Origin of the sequence: Bacillus sp. JJ1122, from assembly GCF_036964885.1 — a bacterium.
Taxonomy (GTDB): Bacteria; Bacillota; Bacilli; order Bacillales; family Cytobacillaceae; genus Mesobacillus.
On the sequence record NZ_JBALQL010000026.1, the window covers coordinates 93,243 to 114,446 of the forward strand.

General features: G+C 37.8%; 21 protein-coding genes and 1 tRNA gene. 7 read left to right on the top strand and 15 right to left on the bottom strand.

The features are described from left to right. The first annotated feature begins 202 nt into the window (after positions 1–202). Positions 203–1,096 carry a YitT family protein gene (locus V7201_RS15990; protein WP_335377751.1) on the top strand — a complete coding sequence of 298 codons (894 nt, stop codon included), beginning with the start codon at positions 203–205 and terminating at the stop codon, positions 1,094–1,096. A 35-nt stretch (positions 1,097–1,131) separates the two neighbouring features. Here V7201_RS15990 and V7201_RS15995 read toward each other — a convergent pair whose 3' ends face one another. Both V7201_RS15995 and V7201_RS16000 read right to left on the bottom strand, forming a co-directional pair. Continuing rightward, positions 1,132–1,659 (bottom strand): GNAT family N-acetyltransferase, encoded by a 528-nt coding sequence (locus V7201_RS15995; RefSeq protein WP_335377752.1) that lies wholly within the window; start codon positions 1,657–1,659, stop codon positions 1,132–1,134. 112 nt (positions 1,660–1,771) lie between these two features. Continuing rightward, positions 1,772–2,029: a DUF1292 domain-containing protein gene (locus V7201_RS16000; protein WP_335377753.1), complete on the bottom strand. Its 258-nt coding sequence runs from the start codon at positions 2,027–2,029 to the stop codon at positions 1,772–1,774. 227 nt (positions 2,030–2,256) lie between these two features. Between V7201_RS16000 and V7201_RS16005 the strand changes: the two genes are divergently transcribed. From V7201_RS16005 to V7201_RS16015, 3 genes are all read left to right on the top strand, one after another. After that, positions 2,257–3,069 carry a YitT family protein gene (locus tag V7201_RS16005; RefSeq protein ID WP_335377754.1) on the top strand — a complete coding sequence of 271 codons (813 nt, stop codon included), beginning with the start codon at positions 2,257–2,259 and terminating at the stop codon, positions 3,067–3,069. A gap of 123 nt (positions 3,070–3,192) precedes the next feature. Further along, positions 3,193–3,266, top strand: a tRNA-Arg gene (locus V7201_RS16010). Between the two features lie 207 nt (positions 3,267–3,473). Then, on the top strand, positions 3,474–4,118 hold the full coding sequence (locus V7201_RS16015) for a phosphatase PAP2 family protein (protein WP_335377755.1): 645 nt from the start codon (positions 3,474–3,476) through the stop codon (positions 4,116–4,118). A gap of 152 nt (positions 4,119–4,270) precedes the next feature. Here the strand turns inward: V7201_RS16015 and V7201_RS16020 are convergent, their stop codons facing one another. From V7201_RS16020 to V7201_RS16070, 11 genes are all read right to left on the bottom strand, one after another. Then, on the bottom strand, positions 4,271–5,635 hold the full coding sequence (locus tag V7201_RS16020) for an amino acid permease (protein WP_335377756.1): 1,365 nt from the start codon (positions 5,633–5,635) through the stop codon (positions 4,271–4,273). Between the two features lie 113 nt (positions 5,636–5,748). Continuing rightward, the gene (locus V7201_RS16025) at positions 5,749–6,096 is read right to left on the bottom strand and encodes a hypothetical protein (RefSeq protein WP_335377757.1); all 348 of its coding nucleotides are present in this window, start codon (positions 6,094–6,096) and stop codon (positions 5,749–5,751) included. Positions 6,097–6,172: 76 nt separating this feature from the next. Then, positions 6,173–7,003 (bottom strand): ABC transporter permease subunit, encoded by an 831-nt coding sequence (locus tag V7201_RS16030; RefSeq protein ID WP_335377758.1) that lies wholly within the window; start codon positions 7,001–7,003, stop codon positions 6,173–6,175. Then, positions 6,996–7,907, bottom strand: a complete 912-nt coding sequence (locus V7201_RS16035) for an ABC transporter ATP-binding protein (RefSeq protein WP_335377759.1) — start codon at positions 7,905–7,907, stop codon at positions 6,996–6,998. Before V7201_RS16035 ends, V7201_RS16030 begins: the two co-directional genes overlap by 8 nt. A gap of 181 nt (positions 7,908–8,088) precedes the next feature. Next, a complete protein-coding gene (locus V7201_RS16040) occupies positions 8,089–9,438 on the bottom strand; it encodes an ABC transporter permease (RefSeq protein ID WP_335377760.1) in 1,350 nt (449 codons plus the stop codon). Next, positions 9,435–10,124 carry an ABC transporter ATP-binding protein gene (locus V7201_RS16045; RefSeq protein WP_335377761.1) on the bottom strand — a complete coding sequence of 230 codons (690 nt, stop codon included), beginning with the start codon at positions 10,122–10,124 and terminating at the stop codon, positions 9,435–9,437. Before V7201_RS16045 ends, V7201_RS16040 begins: the two co-directional genes overlap by 4 nt. A gap of 100 nt (positions 10,125–10,224) precedes the next feature. Next, positions 10,225–10,746 carry an RNA polymerase sigma factor gene (locus tag V7201_RS16050; protein ID WP_335377762.1) on the bottom strand — a complete coding sequence of 174 codons (522 nt, stop codon included), beginning with the start codon at positions 10,744–10,746 and terminating at the stop codon, positions 10,225–10,227. Between the two features lie 20 nt (positions 10,747–10,766). Continuing rightward, positions 10,767–12,722, bottom strand: a complete 1,956-nt coding sequence (locus tag V7201_RS16055) for a DUF6449 domain-containing protein (RefSeq protein WP_335377763.1) — start codon at positions 12,720–12,722, stop codon at positions 10,767–10,769. After that, a complete protein-coding gene (locus V7201_RS16060; protein ID WP_335377764.1) occupies positions 12,697–13,596 on the bottom strand; it encodes an ABC transporter ATP-binding protein in 900 nt (299 codons plus the stop codon). Before V7201_RS16060 ends, V7201_RS16055 begins: the two co-directional genes overlap by 26 nt. Next, a complete protein-coding gene (locus tag V7201_RS16065) occupies positions 13,597–13,977 on the bottom strand; it encodes a GntR family transcriptional regulator (protein ID WP_335377765.1) in 381 nt (126 codons plus the stop codon). It lies immediately after the preceding gene. 830 nt (positions 13,978–14,807) lie between these two features. After that, positions 14,808–15,308, bottom strand: a complete 501-nt coding sequence (locus V7201_RS16070; protein WP_335377766.1) for a GNAT family N-acetyltransferase — start codon at positions 15,306–15,308, stop codon at positions 14,808–14,810. Positions 15,309–15,473: 165 nt separating this feature from the next. Here V7201_RS16070 and V7201_RS16075 point away from each other — a divergent pair, with 165 nt between their 5' ends. Continuing rightward, positions 15,474–16,382 carry a VanW family protein gene (locus tag V7201_RS16075; protein WP_335377767.1) on the top strand — a complete coding sequence of 303 codons (909 nt, stop codon included), beginning with the start codon at positions 15,474–15,476 and terminating at the stop codon, positions 16,380–16,382. Positions 16,383–16,488: 106 nt separating this feature from the next. Then, positions 16,489–18,600, top strand: coding sequence for a peptidoglycan D,D-transpeptidase FtsI family protein (locus V7201_RS16080; RefSeq protein WP_335377768.1), 2,112 nt, complete (start codon positions 16,489–16,491; stop codon positions 18,598–18,600). 46 nt (positions 18,601–18,646) lie between these two features. On the opposite strand, the gene V7201_RS16085 is transcribed toward V7201_RS16080, so the two are convergent. Both V7201_RS16085 and V7201_RS16090 read right to left on the bottom strand, forming a co-directional pair. Then, positions 18,647–19,159, bottom strand: a complete 513-nt coding sequence (locus V7201_RS16085; protein WP_335377769.1) for a hypothetical protein — start codon at positions 19,157–19,159, stop codon at positions 18,647–18,649. Between the two features lie 161 nt (positions 19,160–19,320). Continuing rightward, the gene (locus V7201_RS16090; protein ID WP_335377770.1) at positions 19,321–19,794 is read right to left on the bottom strand and encodes a GNAT family N-acetyltransferase; all 474 of its coding nucleotides are present in this window, start codon (positions 19,792–19,794) and stop codon (positions 19,321–19,323) included. Between the two features lie 497 nt (positions 19,795–20,291). Between V7201_RS16090 and V7201_RS16095 the strand changes: the two genes are divergently transcribed. Beyond that, positions 20,292–20,852 carry a GNAT family N-acetyltransferase gene (locus tag V7201_RS16095; protein WP_335377771.1) on the top strand — a complete coding sequence of 187 codons (561 nt, stop codon included), beginning with the start codon at positions 20,292–20,294 and terminating at the stop codon, positions 20,850–20,852. The last annotated feature ends 352 nt before the right edge of the window (positions 20,853–21,204 follow it).

Genomic DNA, 21,204 nt, shown 5'->3' on the forward strand with positions numbered 1-21,204 from the left:
CAACACCTTTACGAAAGTAATAGTAATCCTATGATTAACTTCCCTTTCTTCTACCCTTTTTATTATCATTCAACACTGATAATTTGCCTGCTCTCAAGCTTTAATTCGATTAGGAACACGAAAATATGATAAAATTATTCTAAGACCACGTACTAAGATAAGCACTTCATGATCAATTAGAGAAATGTTTAAGGGGGAAAAAATGAACAGTATACCAGAACAAGTACTTGTCCAATACCAGCATAAAGGCATTACAAAAACGAAGCTTGCTAAAAGAATACTTTTTATCATTTTAGGTGCTGTGCTTATGGGAGTAGGAATTGAGGAATTCCTTGTCCCCAATAGAATACTTGATGGCGGAATTGTAGGTATTTCGATTATCCTTTCTCATCTATCAGGTTTGCGTCTTGGCCTATTTATCTTTATTCTCAACATTCCTTTCTTTTTCATCGGTTATAAACAAATTGGAAAAACTTTTGCCTTATCAACTCTATTAGGAATCACGGTTCTATCCTTGACGACCAGTTTCCTTCACGAGGTACCTGTTTTTACTGAAGACCTTCTTTTAGCGACAGTATTTGGCGGCATTGTTCTGGGTGCTGGAGTAGGGATTGTTATCCGCTACGGAGGGTCGTTAGACGGAACGGAGATATTAGCAATCCTCGCAAATAGAAAACTGCCTTTCTCCGTAGGTGAGATCATCATGTTCTTTAACATTTTCATTTTTGGAACAGCTGGTTTTGTCTTTGGATGGGATCGAGCAATGTATTCGATCCTGACTTATTTTATTGCGTTCAAAACGATTGATGTCGTGATGGCCGGATTGGACGAATCAAAAGCAGCCTGGATTATCAGTGAACAACATAAGGAAATCGGCGAAGCTATCCTGGCTCGCCTTGGCCGCGGGGTTACATATTTGAATGGTGAAGGAGCATACACAGGGGATGACAAAAAAGTAATTTTCTGTGTCATTACAAGACTTGAAGAAGCTAAATTAAAATCGATTGTTGAAGAGCTTGATGATACTGCTTTCCTGGCTGTCGGCAACATTGCAGAAGTCCGAGGCGGAAGATTCAAGAAGAAAAATATACATTAAAGGAAAAGGAAAGATGCATGATCATCTTTCCTTTATCATTTAACCTTCGAATAAACAATGGTATCATATGATTGCCCGTTTTGAATAATGTAGTTCTTCAAAATCCCCTCCTTGTGGAATCCCAATTTCATAAGTAATGAATTTGATTGACGGTTCTCTTGAAATACAACCGCACCTATTCTTATTAAATTCATATCATTAAAACCAAATTCTAATGCTTTGCTTATGGATTCCTGAGCATATCCTTTTCCCCAGTATTCAGGATTGATCTCATAGCCAATTTCAGCCCGCCTATTTTTTGAAGACCAGGCATGAAATCCTACTGTACCTATCAATCGACTTTGACCCTTTATTTGTATTCCCCATCTGAATCCTTTATTTTCAATATAAATCATTTTAAATGAATGAATAAGTCCAACAGTTTCTTCAATCTCAGTCATCTTTTCCGAGCCGTAGTGCTGCATAACACGATCATCTGAAAAGTTTTCAAATAGGTCCTTTGCGTCATCCTCGTAAATTTCTCTAAGTATTAAACGGTTTGTTTCTAATTCTGGAAAGTCCATATGTCCTCCTGTTATGAATCACTCTATATTACTTAATACTCATTTCTTTTCTAGGGAGTAAATGTCCTGCTAATTCAAAGAAAAAGTCGCCCTTTATGGACGACCGATGAATTTATTCTCCTGCTGGTGCAGAATCCACTGCAATTTGATAGGCATCAAGCAGATTGGTTTTTTCTATATCGTTGTTCAAACCGACTAAATACTGCTCGCCTCCCTTTTCTTCCACCTTCATCAGAATAGTGCCCTCTCGATCTCGGAGCAATGCAAAGGAGTCGCCTTTCATGTCAAATAGTGCTTCTACTTCATATTGCCTTTGTAATCCTTTTTCATCCACTACAGTTACCAGGTCCCGGATTGAATCTTGATCCAATTTTCATCACCTCCAAGTATCATATAATTTTCCCTTGCATTCTCTTTGTTATGAAAAGGGATTACATTATTGCCAAGAACATTGGAAAACATAAATTGTCTGTTGTTTTTTCAATCATGCTTGCTAAATCAAAATTGTTCATGAATTTTAAATAAACTTTTAAATTCACTTCTATTTTTTCATCTATATAATATTCCTAACGAACATGTTTTTTGGAGGGTGCACTTGTGAAAACAGCAGGAATCATAATAGGATCTACGATCGTGTCATTCGCATTTAATCTCTTTCTTATTCCTCATGGTATTATGAGCAGCGGGATAAGCGGTCTTTCAATCATTTTATCTATGCTCACCTCCATTAACACAGGAATATTTAATTTTCTTTTGAATTTTCCATTACTAATCCTTGGTTATTTAAAATTAGGTCGTAAATTTATTTTATATACAATACTATCCGTTGTGATCATTTCAATAACCCTTTATTTTATTCCGGTTGTTGCTCTGGCGGAAAACTCAATACTATCTTCTATATTTGGCGGTGCAATTGCTGGATTAGGAATAGGGATTATCTTCCGTTCATCGGGATCATCAGGCGGTTTCGATATAGTCGGAATGCTTTTGACAAGACGAAAAGATTTCCCTATGGGAACCTTGTTATTCGCGATGAATTCGATAGTAATATTGTTATCAGGGTTTTTATTTAGCTGGGATGCTGCATTAAATACACTAGTTTCCATTTTTGTTCTTGGTAAAGTAATAGACAAAGTTCATACCCATCATGTTAAACTCACCCTAATGATCATTACTAAAAAAGGTGAAGAAGTTAAACAGCATTTGTTAAAGAATGTTTATCGAGGTGTAACAGTCATAGACTCAGTTGGTGGCTACTCTAACGAAAAAAGTAATGTAATCATTACAGTGATCTCACGATATGAGCTTACCGAAGTTAAAACACTGATTGAAGAAATCGACCCTGATGCTTTTGTAAATATTACTGAAACTTTAGAGGTAATGGGACTTTTCCATAGGAAACAACATTAACCCTAAAACATTCAAGAAGGAGAAATGAACTCTTCTTGAATGTTTTTTTATTTTCCATTAAAAATCATCTTGAAATATTATTCATTTCATCATATAATAATTGAGTCGCCAAAATTATATCTGGTCTCAGTAGCTCAGTAGGATAGAGCAACAGTTTCCTAAACTGTAGGTCGGAGGTTCGAATCCTCTCTGGGACACTTAAATAAAGCCTTTCTCTTTTTGAGAAAGGCTTTATTTTTTGAGGAAATGGAACTAAAGTGTATCGTTTGTCGTCTATATAGGTGTTATAGCATAATCGCTCACATTTAATATTACAGAAAAGTGTTATATATCTTCTTTTGGATTAAGATTGATAGTTTGTGGTATTTATAGACCATGACCAATTGAGTTAAAGGGGAAATTTTATGAGAGCAAAAATGAAGGATACTCCATATTTATTATTTTTGCTGGTGATGCCAGCATTAGGATTCATATATAAACTTTTAAATGCAAATCCTCGTGATCCAGTCGTCCTTTCTACACACATTGATACTATGATTCCTTTTATACCTGTGTTCATACTGCCTTATATTATTTGGTACGCTTTTATTTTAGGTTACCTGATTTATTTTTGGTATAAAGATATCAGTGTTTATCTCAAGACTTTGAGTGTAATTGTAATTGGTGAATTGGTTTGCTTTGTGATTTACTTTTATTTTCAAACAACAGTTCCTCGTCCAGATGTGTCCGGAGATGGCCTTTTAACGAATCTCGTTCGAATGATTTATAGTCATGACCAGCCTTATAATGCATTTCCAAGCATCCATGTTCTAACGACATTCGCTATCCTTCTCGGCAATATTAACATTCGGAATAAGCACTTGTTTCACTCTGTTTTTGTACCAGTGATTGGTTCATTGATTATCATTTCAACTCTTTTTGTAAAACAGCATTATATTCTCGACATGTTTGGATCGATGTTTTTAACATCATTCATTTATGGAATTGTTTTTGAACTTTATGAACTGAAAGTTGCAGAGAAATCCAATACAGTTTATTTAAAAGAATAGCGAAAGAAGGGCCATCAGATATTGATGGTCCTTTTTGTTGCTTTTTTAAGAGGTCAATTATTACTGGAGAACCTTGTATTGTACCGTATGGATAATAATCTCCCTCACCTTCACCTTATTGCAGATAATTGCGACCTAGAAATATAAGATGCTTAACTTTCTTTAGTCCATATCTTTTTTTGTAAAACAAATGAAATTATACCGATCAGAACAACCACAAATAAACTGACAAAGAAACCCATCCGGATGTTTTTTTCCATTAGCGTTCCACTTACAGCGGCTAGAATTAATAGAATGCCTAAGAATGAAGTGAATTTACCCCATACTTTCATTTCCAATATTTTTAGAGCGGAAAGAATAATAAATGCCCAATTGTATAAAATCAGGATTCCTGCTGCAGTCGTTATATACTCATAAATTTTCCCTGGAAGCAGCAGGGCAGTTACAATGGACGCGATTAATCCAACAACCGCAAGCAATAGTGAAGGCAAAGGCAATTGCTTCCACATTTCGATTTTCTTTGAAAAAAAATTTGGTGCGTCTCCATCTTTCGCAAGTGTGACGAGTAATGTGGTCACTCCGAATAGAGAAGCAGTCATTGTTGAAAAACCAGCAATGATAATGGCTGCATTAAAAACATGTGGGAAGAAGCTAAGGTGATATTGATCAAGGGCTGTAACAAAGGGGCTTTCTTTTTCATTGAATGCACCATGTGAAGCCATGATCACCGCAAGTCCAAGAGCAAGAACATATATGATCATTAATAAAATAAGCATGATGATCCCTGCTTTTGGAGCATCTTCCTTCTTTTTTAGTCTTGTCGCCATTAGTCCAATTACTTCTATTCCTCCGTAAGCGTAGAATGCATAAATCAATGATGACCAAAACCCTTTATAGCCATCAATAAATAATTTGTTAGTTGATTTTGGAATGATCAGCTCTTTCGATTCTAAATTAAACCAGCCCATGAGCGCCGCAATGGCAATGATAATAAACATGATGATAACTGCTGTTTTAACAATTGCAAGAAAATCCTCTACCTTATCAAAGCCCTTATTTCCGGTTAGCACTACTCCTATGGACAATATCGCAAAACCCGACGCAAATATCCATAAAGGTACTTTAGGAAACCAAAATTGAGCCAATATCGAAAGTGCTGTTAACTGGCTGCCCATTATAAGGATATTTGAGCTCCAATAATTCCATCCACAGCTGAAGCCAGCCCATTTTCCGTAAGCTTTATTGGCGTAATAGCAAAATGAACCTTCTTGCGGGTCCTCAGCAGTCATTTTAGCTAATAAATTGTAGACAATATAAGTTCCGATTGCTGCCAAAATAAATGAAATAACGATAGATGGTCCAGTAATTTTGATCCCGATGGCGGATCCGAGAAAAAAACCAGTACCTATCGTACATCCAACTCCAATCAATGAAAGCTGCCACCATTTTAAATCCCCTTCTTTAGGAGCAGACCCTTTGCAAGAGTTGCTTGATGGGAAAAAGAAATCCAAGCCCATTACCTCCTTCAACACATATTATCATTCGAGTAATGAAGTTTATTTATGTACAAATTAACGATTATGGGCTAATGATAAAAAAGCCGGTTCGTAACGAATCGGCTTTGAAAAATTTATTTTTTGCTTTTTTCGGATTCAGAATCATTTTTAAGGCCTGTCATGGTACTATACATTTGAGTGTACATGCTTCCCTGTACGATATTTTCCAGGAAAAATTCGCCAATCAACTTTTTATATTCTTCATCCTCAAACATCTTTTTATTTTGCAATTCCATTTCTGCTAATCCTTCATAAGTTGCAATTAGTGCATATGTATGATCTTCACCTGAAATCGGCGATAACAATTCAATCCGATGATCATACTGTTCATTTCGGAAGCTTTGAATCATCCGTAAATTTTTAATTGCAGCAGGAAAATTTTCCTGCTTGATTTCAAATGTTTGAATGACAATAACAGACATAGCCCATCCCCCTGAAAATCATAGATAGGATTAGGATTTTCAAATGGATGACAATCTATTCATAATCAGAATCCATTTAAATCTGCTGCTCGAATAACCTATTGCGATCGTTGTACTTAGTCATTATTTTTAACAGAACAAGATTAATAATAAAAAGGATCAATCCAATTAATGACAGAACCACCGGATTCATGACTAAGAACCCTGTTGCCTGGCCAACAAATAGGCCCATGATCGGAAGGATCAAAAGTCCGCCCATCTGCTGGGCTTCCTGAAAGCCTTTCGCTCTTGCGGATACAAAGACATTTACTAGAATCGTCATGATTGTAATCATAGGTACAATCCATAGAATCAAAATAAGCCAGTTTGCGTTCGGGAAAATCAGAAAGCCAAACATGTTGTAAGTAAGACTAATTGTGATCATTCCAAATAAAACGAAGCTTATTAAAGTTATTCCAATGGCCGGAATAAATGCCGATAGTACTTTCCCTAAAAATAAATCCTTTACCGTGATCGGTGAAAATAGCAGGGTTTCCATCGTTCTTCTTTCCTTTTCACCGACAAAGCTATGCAAGGCAATCATCATTGCATTTAGAGTTGGAATCAGCAAAAAGATGGAGCCGAACATATAATTGATGACCACAAAGATGATTTGGTGCTTCATGCTAGGCAAGCTGCTGATGAATTCTCCCGCTTTTGTATCCTGGAGGCCTTTCAGTACATTATCGACCATATCTGTGAACTCAGGTGATGTCAGAGGAAGATATTTAATAACTAAAATAAAAGCTAATGGAAGGATGACTGAAAAGATAACAGGAAGTAAAATTAACCCTAGCCAGACCTGAACTGAGCTTGTAATTGCTTTAATATCTTTTGAAGCTATAAGCCAAATCAAGCGTTTATTCATTTTTTTCACCTCGAATCCTGAAGTATATCGATTCCAAATCGTTATTTTCAATTTCGACATGGTGCACCCATGCATTTCGAATGATTTTTTCCAGGAGAGGAGAAATCGATTCCTTCGAGGGTAAGATGAATTGCAGGGTATTCACGCCCACCTTTGTGAAAGGATGGCCGCCATATTGATTTTCAACAGGATGAAGATTTGTTACAACTTTTAAAAGGATCTGACTTACATGCCGTGTTTGTAAATCAAGTAAACTCCCTGACTCAATGATTTGCCCTTCATTCAGGAATAAATATTGCTGGCACACGTTTTCAAGCTGATGCAAAATATGCGAACAAAGAAAGATCGTCGTTCCTTGTTTCTCGTTCAGCTCTTTTATAAATTGCAGGACCAGCTTAATTCCTTCCGGATCTAATCCATTTGTTGGCTCATCAAGAAACAGAATTTTAGGATGATGCAAAATAGCCTTGATAATTCCAAGTCTTCGCCTCATTCCTGTACTGTAAGTACCAACCTTCTTATGCTGATGATCAGAAAGCTCGAACTCCTCCAGCAGGTTTTCAATTTGTTTTTTATCATAATGACCATAAAGCTTAGCAAAGAATGTCAGGTTATCAATACCAGACATTTCATGATATAAGCCTGCGTTTTCAGTGAGGATCCCGCTGATCTTTCGAATTCCATCACCATTTATTAGAGGATCCATGCTGCAAATGGAAAGACGGCCGCTAGTAGGCGTGATGACTCCATTCATCAACCGGATCATCGTGGTTTTTCCAGATCCATTAGGTCCTAATAACCCGACAATTTCACCTTCTCTAACCTTCATGTTTACATCTTTGAGGACTGTTTGTTCTGCGAACTTTTTTGATACAGAATCAAGTTCTATCATATTACCTGCCATTCACTTACCTCCATTAAAAATGCTGTTAAATATAAGACGTACTAATCTGATTTTCGTTCAATTTTTATAAAATTATAGATTGAGAGCTTATTTGATTTTAGCAATTAAGAAAATAAATTTAAATAAAATTTTACTTTTGAGGAAAATAAAAGAAGAACCAGCTTTTGCTGGTTCTTATTAGTTAAAGTTCTCTTCTCATTGCTTGTAATACATCTACTTTTGTTGCACGCAGTGCTGGACGTAATCCGGAAAGGATGGTCACTATATAGCAGATGATAAAACTTATGATAGGAAGTGATAAAGGTATATAACTGAACATTAGTCCCTCTGGCGGCTTCTCACCGAATGCCTGCTCAATAATCATTGGAAGTGCGAAATTGACAACAAAACTAATGATATAGGCAACCACTGTACCAATCGCTGCTCCTGCTAAGCCGATATAGCTGCTTTCGAGCAAGAAAATCTTCTTTATTGTTTTTGGGTTTGCCCCAATAGCTTTCATGATTCCAATGTCGGGAGCCCTTTCAGTAACAGCCATAGTCATTGTGTTATAGATGCCAATGGAAGCGATCAGGACAGCTATTGTGCCGATAAAAATAAGACCTGTCTTGACAATCGTGAACATGATATTTACTTCTTTCAATTCATTTACAACGGAGTATACTCCATAATTGTCGCCCTCTAATGTATCAGAAATTCCTTTAACTGACTCAAGATCTTTTGCATACACTTTGACCAAATCATACTGATCATTCTGAATTTCAGGGACTTTCATATCGGGGTTATTTGGATCTTTCATCATTCCACGAGGTGTGCCGGTGAAATTTTCAATTTGTGTCAGGATTCCTTCTGATACGAAAACGCTATTATCGTACATCCATTCCTTTGTTGGCTTTTTACGAATCCCTGTTACAATAACCTTTAGTTGTTTCTGTACTTCCTTATCTCCCTCAAGTTTGACAACATTCAAAGTAATTTCTTTTCCTACTAGACTTTCTTTATAACGGGATTCATTTTTCACTTCTCCTTTTTCATCATAAAGATTTTCTGGATCTGCATCTTTAGGAACTAAACTTTGAACAAAATGATATCCAACAATTACTTCATTTTCAGCCACTGGCAGCTTGCCATCTGAAAGCTCAAGCCCGGCTTTTGTTTCGGAGGGCATATGGGCTACGACGGTCTCTGCAGAAGTTTGATGCTGTCCGATCTCGTACATTGGAGTCTGAGCTAACCTTTTTTGCCTGATAACTGCCTTAACATCTTCGATTTTCTCAAAGGCATTTACATCTTTGTTCGTCAGCTGACGATATTCTCCGCTTTCTTCCTGTTTTCCATGCACTTCTATTTCGGTAACGATTCTGCGTTCCATCGTTTCCTTCACAATTGATTTATGTAATCCGAATCCGACGGATGCAAGCACAATTAAAAAAGTAACACTCATGGCAGTAGCCAGGATCGTCATAAAAAGCCGAGTCTTGTTCTTTTTCATATTTTGCTGTACGAATTGAAATTGATCCTTCAGCTTCATACCAATGCCTCCTCTAAAACACGTCCATCTCTTAATTCGATGGTGCGGTGCCCAATCCTTGCGACCTTTTCATCATGAGTGATGATTAAAAAAGTGATGCCCAAATCTTCGTTCAGTTTGATGATGAATTCCAGTAAATCCTCTTCTGTCTCTGAATCAAGGCTTCCAGTAGGTTCATCTGCCAAAATGATTGGCGGATTTACGACCAGTGCTCGCGCAATGCTCACCCTCTGTTGTTGACCACCTGATAGTTCTCCTGGGTAATGATCCTTGTAATCTGACAATCCAACCATTTTCAGCATTTCGTCGGTCCGACTCTTTCGCTCATTTTCATTTATGCCTTTTAAAACAAGAGGCAATTCTATATTTTGGTAAGCCGTCATGCTCGGAATGAGCTGAAAGCTTTGAAAAATGAAGCCAAGTTTCTCAATTCTGAAGTCGGCGAATTTTGACTCATTCATTGAGGATGCTGCCATTCCATCAATGATGATTTCTCCATCTTTTGCCCTAATAAAACCACTGACCAAATTAAGCAGCGTGGACTTTCCAGAGCCGCTGCGGCCTACGATCGTAACGATTTCACCTTTCCCTACTTCGAAGGTAACATCCCTTAGGACAGGTATGATTGTCTTGTTTCCTCTCTTCCCGATTTCAAAGTCGTGACTTAAATTTTTGATCGAAATCATATGGCACCCCTTTTTATGTTAATAAATTGAATTTTTATAAATAATTTCCGGTTACTATCCAAAAAAAATAGGCGATCTCTTTAGAAATCGCCTAAGGATGTTAGGCAGGATATTTTTCTGTCATGACTTTTCTTAGCTGTTTTCTGGCACGATGAAGCCTTGTCTTTACAGTCCCGGATTTTAAATTCAAATGGGAAGCGATCTCTTCCTCTTTTAAGCCATATTGAACTCTTAGGACAAGAACTTCTTGATATTCATTACTTAACTTGTAAAGCAAATGCTGAATATCCTCCTTAAAAAGGATGATTTCAACTTCTTTTTCGATGGAAGGGTTGATATCCTGGTCGCTAAAAATTTGCTCCATTAATGATTGGTCAGAAGGGAGCCATTTTCTTCGCTTTTCGGCCCGTAAATAATCAATGGCCGTACGACCGGCAATTGCGGCAAGCCAGGCGCCAATTTTATCTGTCTCTACAATTGTTTCCATTTTTTTGAAAGCTTTTATAAAGGTCTCCTGCACTACATCCTCAGCCAGGTGACTATCTTTTGTTATCCTGAAAGCGATTTGACGCAGCTTTTTCTCATGTTTTCTATACAGCTCGTCAAAGTCAATGTAAGCCATTTTTCATCCCCCTTACCGTGCTACTTAAAGTGCTTCCTGATAAAATCAGGAACGTATTTTTCACTAAAGCTGCGAATTTCTTTATAATTTCCGTTTTTGTATACAAAGACTGCAGTATATGGTTCTTCATTGAACCATCCATAGCCCGCATTCTCGATGGCAGACTGAAGTTGATCGTGTTCGGTTATTTTAAATGCATGATTATTGGATATGATTTTTTCTAAAATTTCCGGCTCAGGGTATTCTTTCAGTTCCTCTTGCTGGATGACTTCATTGGTGACAACGATGTAATCCAGATCATCCGCAGTGACCATGGCCTGGTCAAGCATGTCTTTTTTCTTAAGCCAGTTAATAAAACTAGAATAGGATTGTTTTAGATCTGTATGAATATAGTCATTGAAACCAATTTTTATTTCTATGGTTGAGCGATTCCCGCGCGAGTAATAATCAGGTTCATAAGGGTCGTTTTCGACTTCCTTTTTCAGGATTTCAAGAGCTTCTGTCAATTCATATGGATCTGTTATATTTAAGCTGTTATCTTGACTGTTTTCTATGATTCTGATTGATTTGACATCATTACTATGAACCTTGAAAATTGGGTCTGTTGCGTGTTTATATTCAAGGGATTCATTGATTTTCCTTAGCTCGGCTTCGTAATCCAGTCTGTCGATGCTGTATTGACGCACGATCTTGCTTCCATTTTTTAATTTATAGTTAAACAGGACAACCTCGTTTGATCTCATATCGACTTCGTTAGTCTTCTCATTTTGAATTATTTCAGCATGAAGTTTCCTGACTGCCTGTATGTTCACTTTTTGTTTTAAGGGTTTAGGGACGAATTCCTCGTCAGAGTAGTAATAAACAGCGTCAGAAAGTGTAACATTTTGTATTTCATTTAAGGATGGAATGCGTTTCTCATATGGTGCAAGAGATTGGATGACCAGGACGAAAGCCACCATGACAGCTGCGAAAATGGCAAGTCCGCGAACGCTTCCAAAAACCCTCCACGATTTTTGCAGTACCATTTCAGCAGCGAAGTATCCAATTGTGCCGCCTAAAGCATATCCGAACAACATCCAGCCGAATTGGTTTTGCATCGCTTCGAAATACATTCCGCCAAGGAGCATAGAGCAAAACGCCACTCCATATTTAAAGATTACCTTTAAACTTTTAAAGGAGATTGCTTCAGAAGCTGATTCTATATTTCTTTTTTTATAGATGAATAGTGAGATTATATAAAAAATGATTAAAATGACTGTATAAAGCAAAATTGCTTTAACAGAAAGGTTGTGTGATTCCATCCTTGCCAGATGTGTGATGGGTGTGAAGTTTTCGATATTTCGCGTCTGGATGTAATCACTTGGAAAGCCGTAAAGCATCATTCCCAGATTGTAGACTACTAAGAGTGAAAATCCTGCAGGGAAAAGAAGCAGAATATAAGTTAAGACACCCTGGACCGCAGAAATTCCTGTTACCATTGCTACGAAAACGCCAGCCATATAGAAAATGGTGTTAAAAAGAATGACGGCTCCCGTCCATGACAATATATCGGCCAGCTGGAAATAAATATTCAGGTCATACAGACTGTGTACAATTAATGTTAAAAATGCAATTAGTAATACGGGAGCGATCAAAAAGGCAAATCCCATCAATGTATAGAAGTGATAAATTTTCTCGCGTTTTATCGGAAGACTGTGCATTAAATCAGCTGCCTGCTTTACATGAAGGAACCTGTAAAGAAATACGGCAAGAATCACTGGAACTGACAGAAACATCATTAATTGAATGCCGAATTCAAAATTGAATAAGCTTCTTACCGGAGATAAATACCGTTGATGATCACCGGTGTATTCCATCATGATTTTGAGGGGTAAGGCAAAAAAGAGGCCGAGAAAATAAATGGCGGATATCCAGCCTACACTTCTGCTTACCTGAAGAATCATCTCTTTATTAAACAACGATGTTCTTGATGGCATAACCAATGTCCCCCATTTCATAAATGAATATTTCTTCTAGGGTCAATGGGAGCATATCGAAGATGACTGGCTGTGTTTTACGGATGACTTTTTCAATTTCTTCTTCTTGCCCTCTTATGATGCATAAAGTAACGCTCCCCCTTTTATTGCAATGCAGCATCCTTAACTCTTCGTGAAGCTGCACAGGAGTTTCCCCTTTATATGCTATTTGAACCTTGTGAATGTCCGATTTAAGATCATCAAGATCCTTTTCAAGCAAGAGTGTGCCGTTATGTAAAATTCCAATATGATCACAAATATCTTCAATTTCCCTCAAATTATGAGATGAGATCAGAATGGTCATTTCCCTGTCCGCTACATCCTGGATCAGCAGGTTCTTCACTTTTTTCCTTGCGACTGGATCAAGTCCATCCATAGGTTCATCAAGGATCAAAATTTCTGGCATGGTCGATAATGCAAGCCAAAATGCAGCCTGACGCTGTATCCCTTTAGAAAAAGTCTGGATTTTTTTAGTCATGCTAAACTCGAACACTTCTGCTAATTTATGAAATCGAGTTTCATTCCAGGATGGGTAAATGCTTTTATAAAACTGTGCCATTTGTTTGACCGTATATTGCGGAAAGAAGTATGGCTGGTCGGAGATATATACTATTTTTTCCTTCAATGCTTCATTTTCATAAATTACTTTTCCATCAAGGATTACCTCTCCGCAATCCTGCTTATAAATCCCAGCGAGCAATTTGATAATGGTCGTCTTTCCTGCCCCATTGGAACCAATCAACCCATAAATCGACCCTTTTTCAACCGTTAAATTTACATCTTTAACAGCTGTATGTTTTTCAAATGTTTTATGAACGTTTATCATTTGGATCATTTACTCGCCTCCCCCTTTTGAAGCGTCTAATTCATTAATTAAAGTATGAAGCTCATCTGCAGGGACCCCAAGGTAAAGGGCTTCCAGCAACAGCTTTTCAAGTTCCAGCTTTACTTGCATAATTTTATCGGCGTCCCTTCCCAGGTCTATCGGATTCACAAAGCTCCCCTTGCCCTTTTGTGAATAAATAAACCCTTGTAGCTCCAGTTCCCTGTATGCTTTTTGTATTGTATTCGGATTAATCGTCAGCTGTTGAGCCAGCTGGCGGACGGATGGCAATTGTTCATCAGGTTTGAGCACTTCATTTATGATCAGCTCTTTCATTTTGTCAAAAAGCTGCTCGTATATCGGCTTTCGGCTTCTCAGGTCAAGCTCAAACATAATGACCCCCAATCTGTACTAAGTGTACTATTATTGTTAATACAGTTTAATTATATGCCAACCTCTTCCAAAAAGAAAGAAGGTATTTTCTTAATAATTTCTTAAGAAAAATTAAGATATTTTCATTGGGATTTAAATATTGGACTCTTTTCGTAAACTTTGTTCCTTCCTCAATGAAAGTAGATGCGGCCGTTTAGGATTTGCTGTGAGCAGGTGTAAGTCATCAATATTATTTAACGGCAAGAAAACAGCACTCCAGTAGACTGGAGTGCTGAGTTTGTTTGTCGACAAAAGTACAGTACTTATGAACATTCGTTGAAAGAGTTACCCCATGAGAAGTCATGAGCTTCATAGTAAATAACTTCCAATGAAATATTGTAGCTGTATGGTCATGAAAGTCATTATAATGACCATTCAACGGAATATTGCCGCTCCACATGGTTGTGAAAGCCCTTATAATGACCAATTAACGAGATATTATCCCTCTGTATGGTCATAAGAGCCCTTATAATGACCATTCAACGGAATATTGTCCCACTGTATGGTCATAAGAGCCCTTATAATGACCATTCAACGGAATATTGTTGCTCTAAATGGTCATGAGAGCCCTTATAATGACCATTCACCGAGATATTGGCACTCTGTATGGTCATGAGAGCCTTTATAATGACCATTCACCGAGATATTGGCACTCTGTATGGTCATGAGAACCTTTATAATGACCTCTACCGAGATATCTCCCCTCTGCATGGTCGTGAAAGCCCTGATCTAACAAACTTTATTTAGACACAGTGCTTTTAGATTTAATCTACAGTCTCTTAAACGGAACTTTACTTAGAAAAGTTCTCTTTGCAATTAATTTTAAAAAGAACAAATTTATTCTCATCAACAAAAAGCTTCTGAAAATGGCATTTCTCCAATACTCTCTGGGAGGCTATATTATTTAGTGTTGTCCTTGCCTTGATTTCCTTTATTCCTAATAAGTTTGCTTTTTCCACCATCAAGTTTAGGGCCTTGGAGGCTGCCCCCTTTCCTGCGAAGTGTTCCCCTATACGATATCCGACCTCCCCACTTTTTAAATGCCAGTCAAGATCGACTAAATTCATTCTGCCGACAATGCTGCCAAGTTCATTTTTGATTAAATAAAACAGTGATTTATTTTCAGTCTGTTCCTTCAAAAAATCATCAAGAATGGTAGTAAAGCTTTCAAATTCAAAGTAAGAATCTGGTCTTGGAGGTACCATTTTTTCAAAGAAATCCTTATTGATCTTTTCGAATTCAAATAGGTCCCTTGCGTCTTCTTTGGTAAGTAATGATAGTGCAATTCTCATTTTTATAATCCTTTCATTGTTCGATCAAAATATTCTTGATTTCACCATAACTTTCGCCAAACAGCTTTTATCTCCTTCTCTCTTACCTTACCAAAAAAAACCACCATGATTTAAAACACATTAAAAACAATCAGCTAATGCATAATAAATTGGGAGGTGAAAAAGTTGAAATTTTTACTGATATTTGGCTTGTTGTTTACCACTAGCAACATTGAAAATGATGATAAAATCTCTATTTACTGGGACGGGGAACCTGTAGCTGAAGTGCACCGTTCTGACTTCTCCATACCTTGGTTCGGCTATCCTATATTAAATGACACAATGCTGGAAACATTAAATAATCAGCTTGCCAGACAAGTCACAAAGCAACCCGTAAATGCTGGTTTGGATGATTACGGAAGAATCATTCCTGAAGAGGTCGGATATATGCTAAATCAAAGAAAGTTTAAAGAACAATTCACTTACAGTTTTTTTGATACCCACTCATCAAAGATTCTTGTCCCGACACTGCCGGTTCATCCGAAAGTTGACAGTGAAATAATCGCGAATATCCGTACTAGACTTATTGGGCATTACATAACTTACTTTAATAGCGGAAATACCGAGCGGTCTCATAATATTGCTTTAGCTTCTGAAGCAATAAACAACCATGTTGTCTTTCCAGGAGAAACATTTTCTTTTAATAAAGTGGTCGGCAAAAGGACAGCATCAAGGGGGTATCAGCCTGCACCCATCATAGTTAGAGGAGAACTATCTGAAGGAATCGGCGGAGGCATTTGCCAAGTTTCTTCAACACTATATAATGCAGCTGATCGATCTGGCATGAAAATCCTTGAGCGTTATTCGCATTCTAAACAAGTACCATATGTCCCGCCAGGACGTGATGCAACCGTAAGCTGGTATGGTCCCGACTTCACCTTTAAAAACAGATATAATCAGCCTATTTTAATACGAGCAAAGTCCTACCACGGAAAAATGGTAGTAATGATTTATTCATCCGAAGAAATTAATATTGAAAAACGAAAAATACCTAGTATAAGCAGTCTAATACCAATCCCTGAAGAAGCATATTAGAAATACGGGAATCCTTCTGGAATAGGATTCCTTTTTCTTTACATCTTATGGAAATTTTATGTAGACTATTGGTAATGGTTGGTAACGAAATATATTTTCATAGGATGTGAGACGCTTGCCTAAAAAGAAAAATCAAACCCCACTCAGGGTGAATATCCTTTTCTTTTCTGTATTTATTCTTTTTTCACTGCTGATTCTGAGGCTGGGTATCGTTCAAATAGTCCATGGAGAGGATTTTAAGCGAGAAATCGAAAGAAAAGAAGATGTTACGGTCAATAATCCCGTTCCACGTGGGAAAATGTTTGATAGAAATCTCAAAGTGATCGTAGACAACAAGCCTATTAATGCGATTACTTATACAAATGAAGGCACATCACAAAAAGATATGCTCATGGTGGCAGAGAATCTCGCAAAACTTATCAACCAGAAAACAGATAAAATTCAGGAACGTGATAAAAAGGACTTCTGGATGATTAAATATCCTGAAGCAGCACAGAAACTGATTACGAAAAAGGAAATGGATTTATTTAAAGATAAAAAACTTAAAAACAAAGATCTATATAAATTACAGCTTGATAGAATTACAGATAAACATCTAGCTGATCTAACGGACAAGGATCTTGAGGTATTGGCTATTTTCAGGATCATGAATAGTGGATACAAATTCACACCCCAGGTTATTAAGAATGAGGATGTAACCCGCGAGGAATTTGCAGCAGTAAATGAAAATCTTAATATGCTTCCAGGAGTGAACGCTACAACAGATTGGGACAGGGAGTATAAATATAGTGATACATTTAAACCAGTGCTTGGCAGAGTTACCACAACGAATGAAGGACTTCCAGCTGACAAAATCGACTATTACATGTCAAGGGGCTATACTCGCAATGACCGAGTTGGAAAAAGCTATTTGGAGCTCGAATATGAAGATGTGTTACAGGGCAAAAAAGAAAAAGTGATCAACGTAACTGACAAGGCAGGCCAACTCCTGGAAAAGGAGCTTGTTTCTGGAGGACTGAGGGGCAAAGATTTAATATTAAGCCTGGATATTGATCTACAGATTGCTGTAGAGAAAGTGATCGAGAAGGAATTATGGGCGGCAAAAAGTTCACCAGGTACCAGTTTATTAGATAGGGCTTATGTTGTATTAATGGATCCGCACACTGGAGAAATTTTGACGATGGCGGGTAAAAAAATCGTAAAAGATCAGGAAACCGGTGAAAATTACCTTGAAGATGATGCCTTAGGTAATATATTGAACACTTTCAACGTTGGTTCGGTTGTTAAAGGAGCTACTGTATTGACCGGGTACAAAACCGGAGCAATCAATTCAATGACAAGATTTGATGATCGGGCTCTTGAAATTGCAGGTACACCAATTAAGAAATCTTATAATTATTTAGGTGTACTGAATGACATTGATGCGCTGAAAAGGTCCTCAAACGTATATATGTTCCACACAGCCATCAGAATCGGCAAAGGAGTATACCAATATAAAAAACCTCTAAATCTTGAGCCCGAAGTTTGGGATACAATCCGTAACTCTTTCGCTTCATTTGGGCTTGGAATCCGTACTGGAATAGACCTGCCCAATGAACAGACAGGCGCAAAGGGCGTCAATTATCCTATTGGAAAAGTGCTAGATCTTGTGATTGGGCAGTATGATACGTATTCCAATATGCAGCTTGCCCAGTATATTTCAACCATTGCCAACGGCGGTTTGCGGATGCAGCCAAGAATAGTTAAGGAGATTCGCGAACCAGCAGCCAATAGCAGCGACCTTGGGCCTGTTTTTATGGCATATCCCCCTGCAGTCCTTAATGAAGTGGGTATGGAGAAAGAATGGTTCAACCGTGTTCACATAGGATTTAAAAAAGTGATGCAGGAACCAGGTGGTACAGCTTACCGGTTTTTTGGTGATGCCCCCTACTCTCCTGCAGGAAAAACAGGTACAGCAGAAGCTTTTTATGACGGCCCTTTGCGCAAAAAAAATGAGCCACTTGTCCAAACGATGAATTTAAGTCTTGTCGGCTATGCCCCTTCAACAAATCCTGAAATTGCCATGGCGGTCATGGTACCATGGGCATATCAGGGCAGTGTAGACAATCGTGCAAATTTGAAGATTGGGAGAGCGGTTATGGATACTTACTTTAATATGAAGAATCCGGATTCAGGTAGTGTAACCGAAGAAAAAGATAAAGTAGAAATGCCAGAATAAAAGAAGCTGTGCCAAAAAATGGCACAGCTTCTTTTACAATGTTCAATTATAGTTCTTTAGACAATACAGGCTTATTCATTCCTACGCTTTCAAATGCAGCGCCAAGTTTTTCTTCGCCTTGTGCGAATGTCGCATCAGCAGCTTCCATGTTTGGAGCATCTTTTTTCAGCTCTTCCGCTTTTGCATTATAAGATGCTGCAATATCCTTGATTGCAGCTTCAAGATCCGCTTTCTGATCCTTCAAATCTGCTGGTACTTCCAAGCCTTCAACATTTGAAGCGACTTTTGCTGCAGAAGCACTTGCTGCTGCTTTTAATTCTGCTTGAGCTTTAGGATCTTCTTCTCCTTCGTATGCACTTAGGTCAGCATCAGCCTCGTTAATTGCATTAACGACACTCATATAGAATTTGTACATTTCGCTCTTAGGGTTTGCTGCTGGTTTAGCAGCCTCTTCTGTTTCCTTCTTTTCAGGTTGTGCTTCCTTTTCCTTATCTGTTGAGCATGCAGTCAACCCGATTGCGAATGTGATCGCTGAAAGTAAAATCCAAAACTTTTTCATCTTTGTTCTCCCCTTCATTCTATATATATCGCTTATGTGAAAATCAAAACAACTTGGAAATTCACACAGCTTTTTCATTATATAGGGAGTATTTAACATTTTCAAATAATTTGTTATGCTTTTTTAAAAAAAGTCCCAACTTGCTATAACGCATTACTTTTTTAATTCTTTACCATAGTTATGAACGCGGTTGCACCACTTTTGAATTCTCCTTCTTTGATGAAACCTGTATTTTCGTACAATTTTATGGCTCGTTCATTAAAAGCCGCTACAGTAAGCCGCATTTTCTTATCAGGAAATAATTTTTGCAATTCGCTCAATACAAATGTAAAAAAGAGTTTTCCTTTTCCTTTTCCGGTGATCTCAGGGTTCATGCCTATACCCACGTCTAGGGCAGGCAGTTTGTATACACCTGATGGTCGCCCGGCAGGCACCTGGGAAGATTCACCGTAACAATAAAAACCTGTTAAATATTCATTTTCACCTATTACAGCAGTATAGGGATTCGCCAGCAATTCATTTAATGACTCTTCATTGACTTCATTGTTATAAAGTTCATACGGTTTCTCATATTTCCAATTTAATATTTCTAATGCTAATTCGCGGTCGATTTTTTTGCTTTTTAAATGATCCATGTTAAACTCCTCCATTTTAAAATAACTATTTACTTAAGAAGTTAGGTGTTTTGATTTGAAAACGATCCTTTTAAAATTCTGTTTTCAGAACCTAAATCCTTTAAATAGTCATACGAAAATTCTTCTTTGTTACAAAAAGCTAGGTATCAATTTATTTTGTCATTTTTTTGTAATAAGTGGTTTAATAGATTTCCAATTTGGGAACAATATAAATAACTAAACAAAAAATATTTTTGACAGGAGCGATTACATAATGATGACTACATTTGTACTACTTGGAGGAGCTTTCGCAATCGCCGCCGGACTTAATTTTTTCGCTATTGAGGAAAAAGCATTTATAGATGACGAAGCAATGAACTAAAAGACGCTGATTAAGCGTCTTTTTTTGTATGTTTAAGTTTACGGGTATTTTTGACTGCATGCAGGAAATAATAGAGTTAAAGAGAATTAATTATGCATAAGATTCTAGGCTCAAAACCTTTAAGGAGGTCCTGGAAATGCAAAGCCCGGACGTTTTGCCTGGTGAATTAGTTTATTTGTGCAAGCTTACTGAAGAGGATTTGGAAGAATGGTGGGGACTTATCCACAAGGATGAACATCCAGAATGGAAGAAATGGGATGCTCCATACTACCCTCTAAAAAGAATTGAACTTAATAAATTTAAAGAGCAGATGACAAATCTAATCCATCAAGGGTATGATCGAAAATATCTGATTAAAGTCGATGACGATATCATCGGCATGGTTACGTATTATTGGGAGCATGAAACCTCACAGTGGCTCGAAATCGGTATTGTCATCTATCTTCCAGAGTATTGGAATGGCGGGTATGGAACAGATGCTTTGCGCGTTTGGATTGAGCACTTGTTTACTACATTCCCTATTCCGAGGGTCGGTTTTACGACCTGGTCGGGAAATGCAAGAATGATAACCGTTGGAAAAAAACTTGGGATGGTAGAAGAAGCTCGTATCAGAAAATGTCGACTTTATAATGGAAAATATTATGATTCGGTTAAAATGGGACTTCTACGAGAAGAATGGGAAGCGCATCAATCTTAAGAAAAGCGAAAGCGCCTTGGTCAGCCCCGACAAGCGCTGGCCGACTAAACCCGCCACGTCCTGTGGCAACGTCAGCACTAAGACATCGTGTCTGTCGAAGGGCCGACCGTTGAAGTTGTTCTTGGACTTCACCTGAGCGGACCGAAACCGAAAAGCGGAGGCGACTGGTTAACTCCGACAAGCGCTGGAGGGCCTGACAGTGAAGTCGTTCTTTGACTTCATTGGCAGGACCGAAGCGTCTCGAGGAGTTAGGAGCCGCAGCTAGACAAGCGACTCGAGGGGCTAGGCGCTGGAGCTGGACATTTCTCGAAGTGAAATTTATACTTTCTTATCTTATAAGAAAACCAGCATG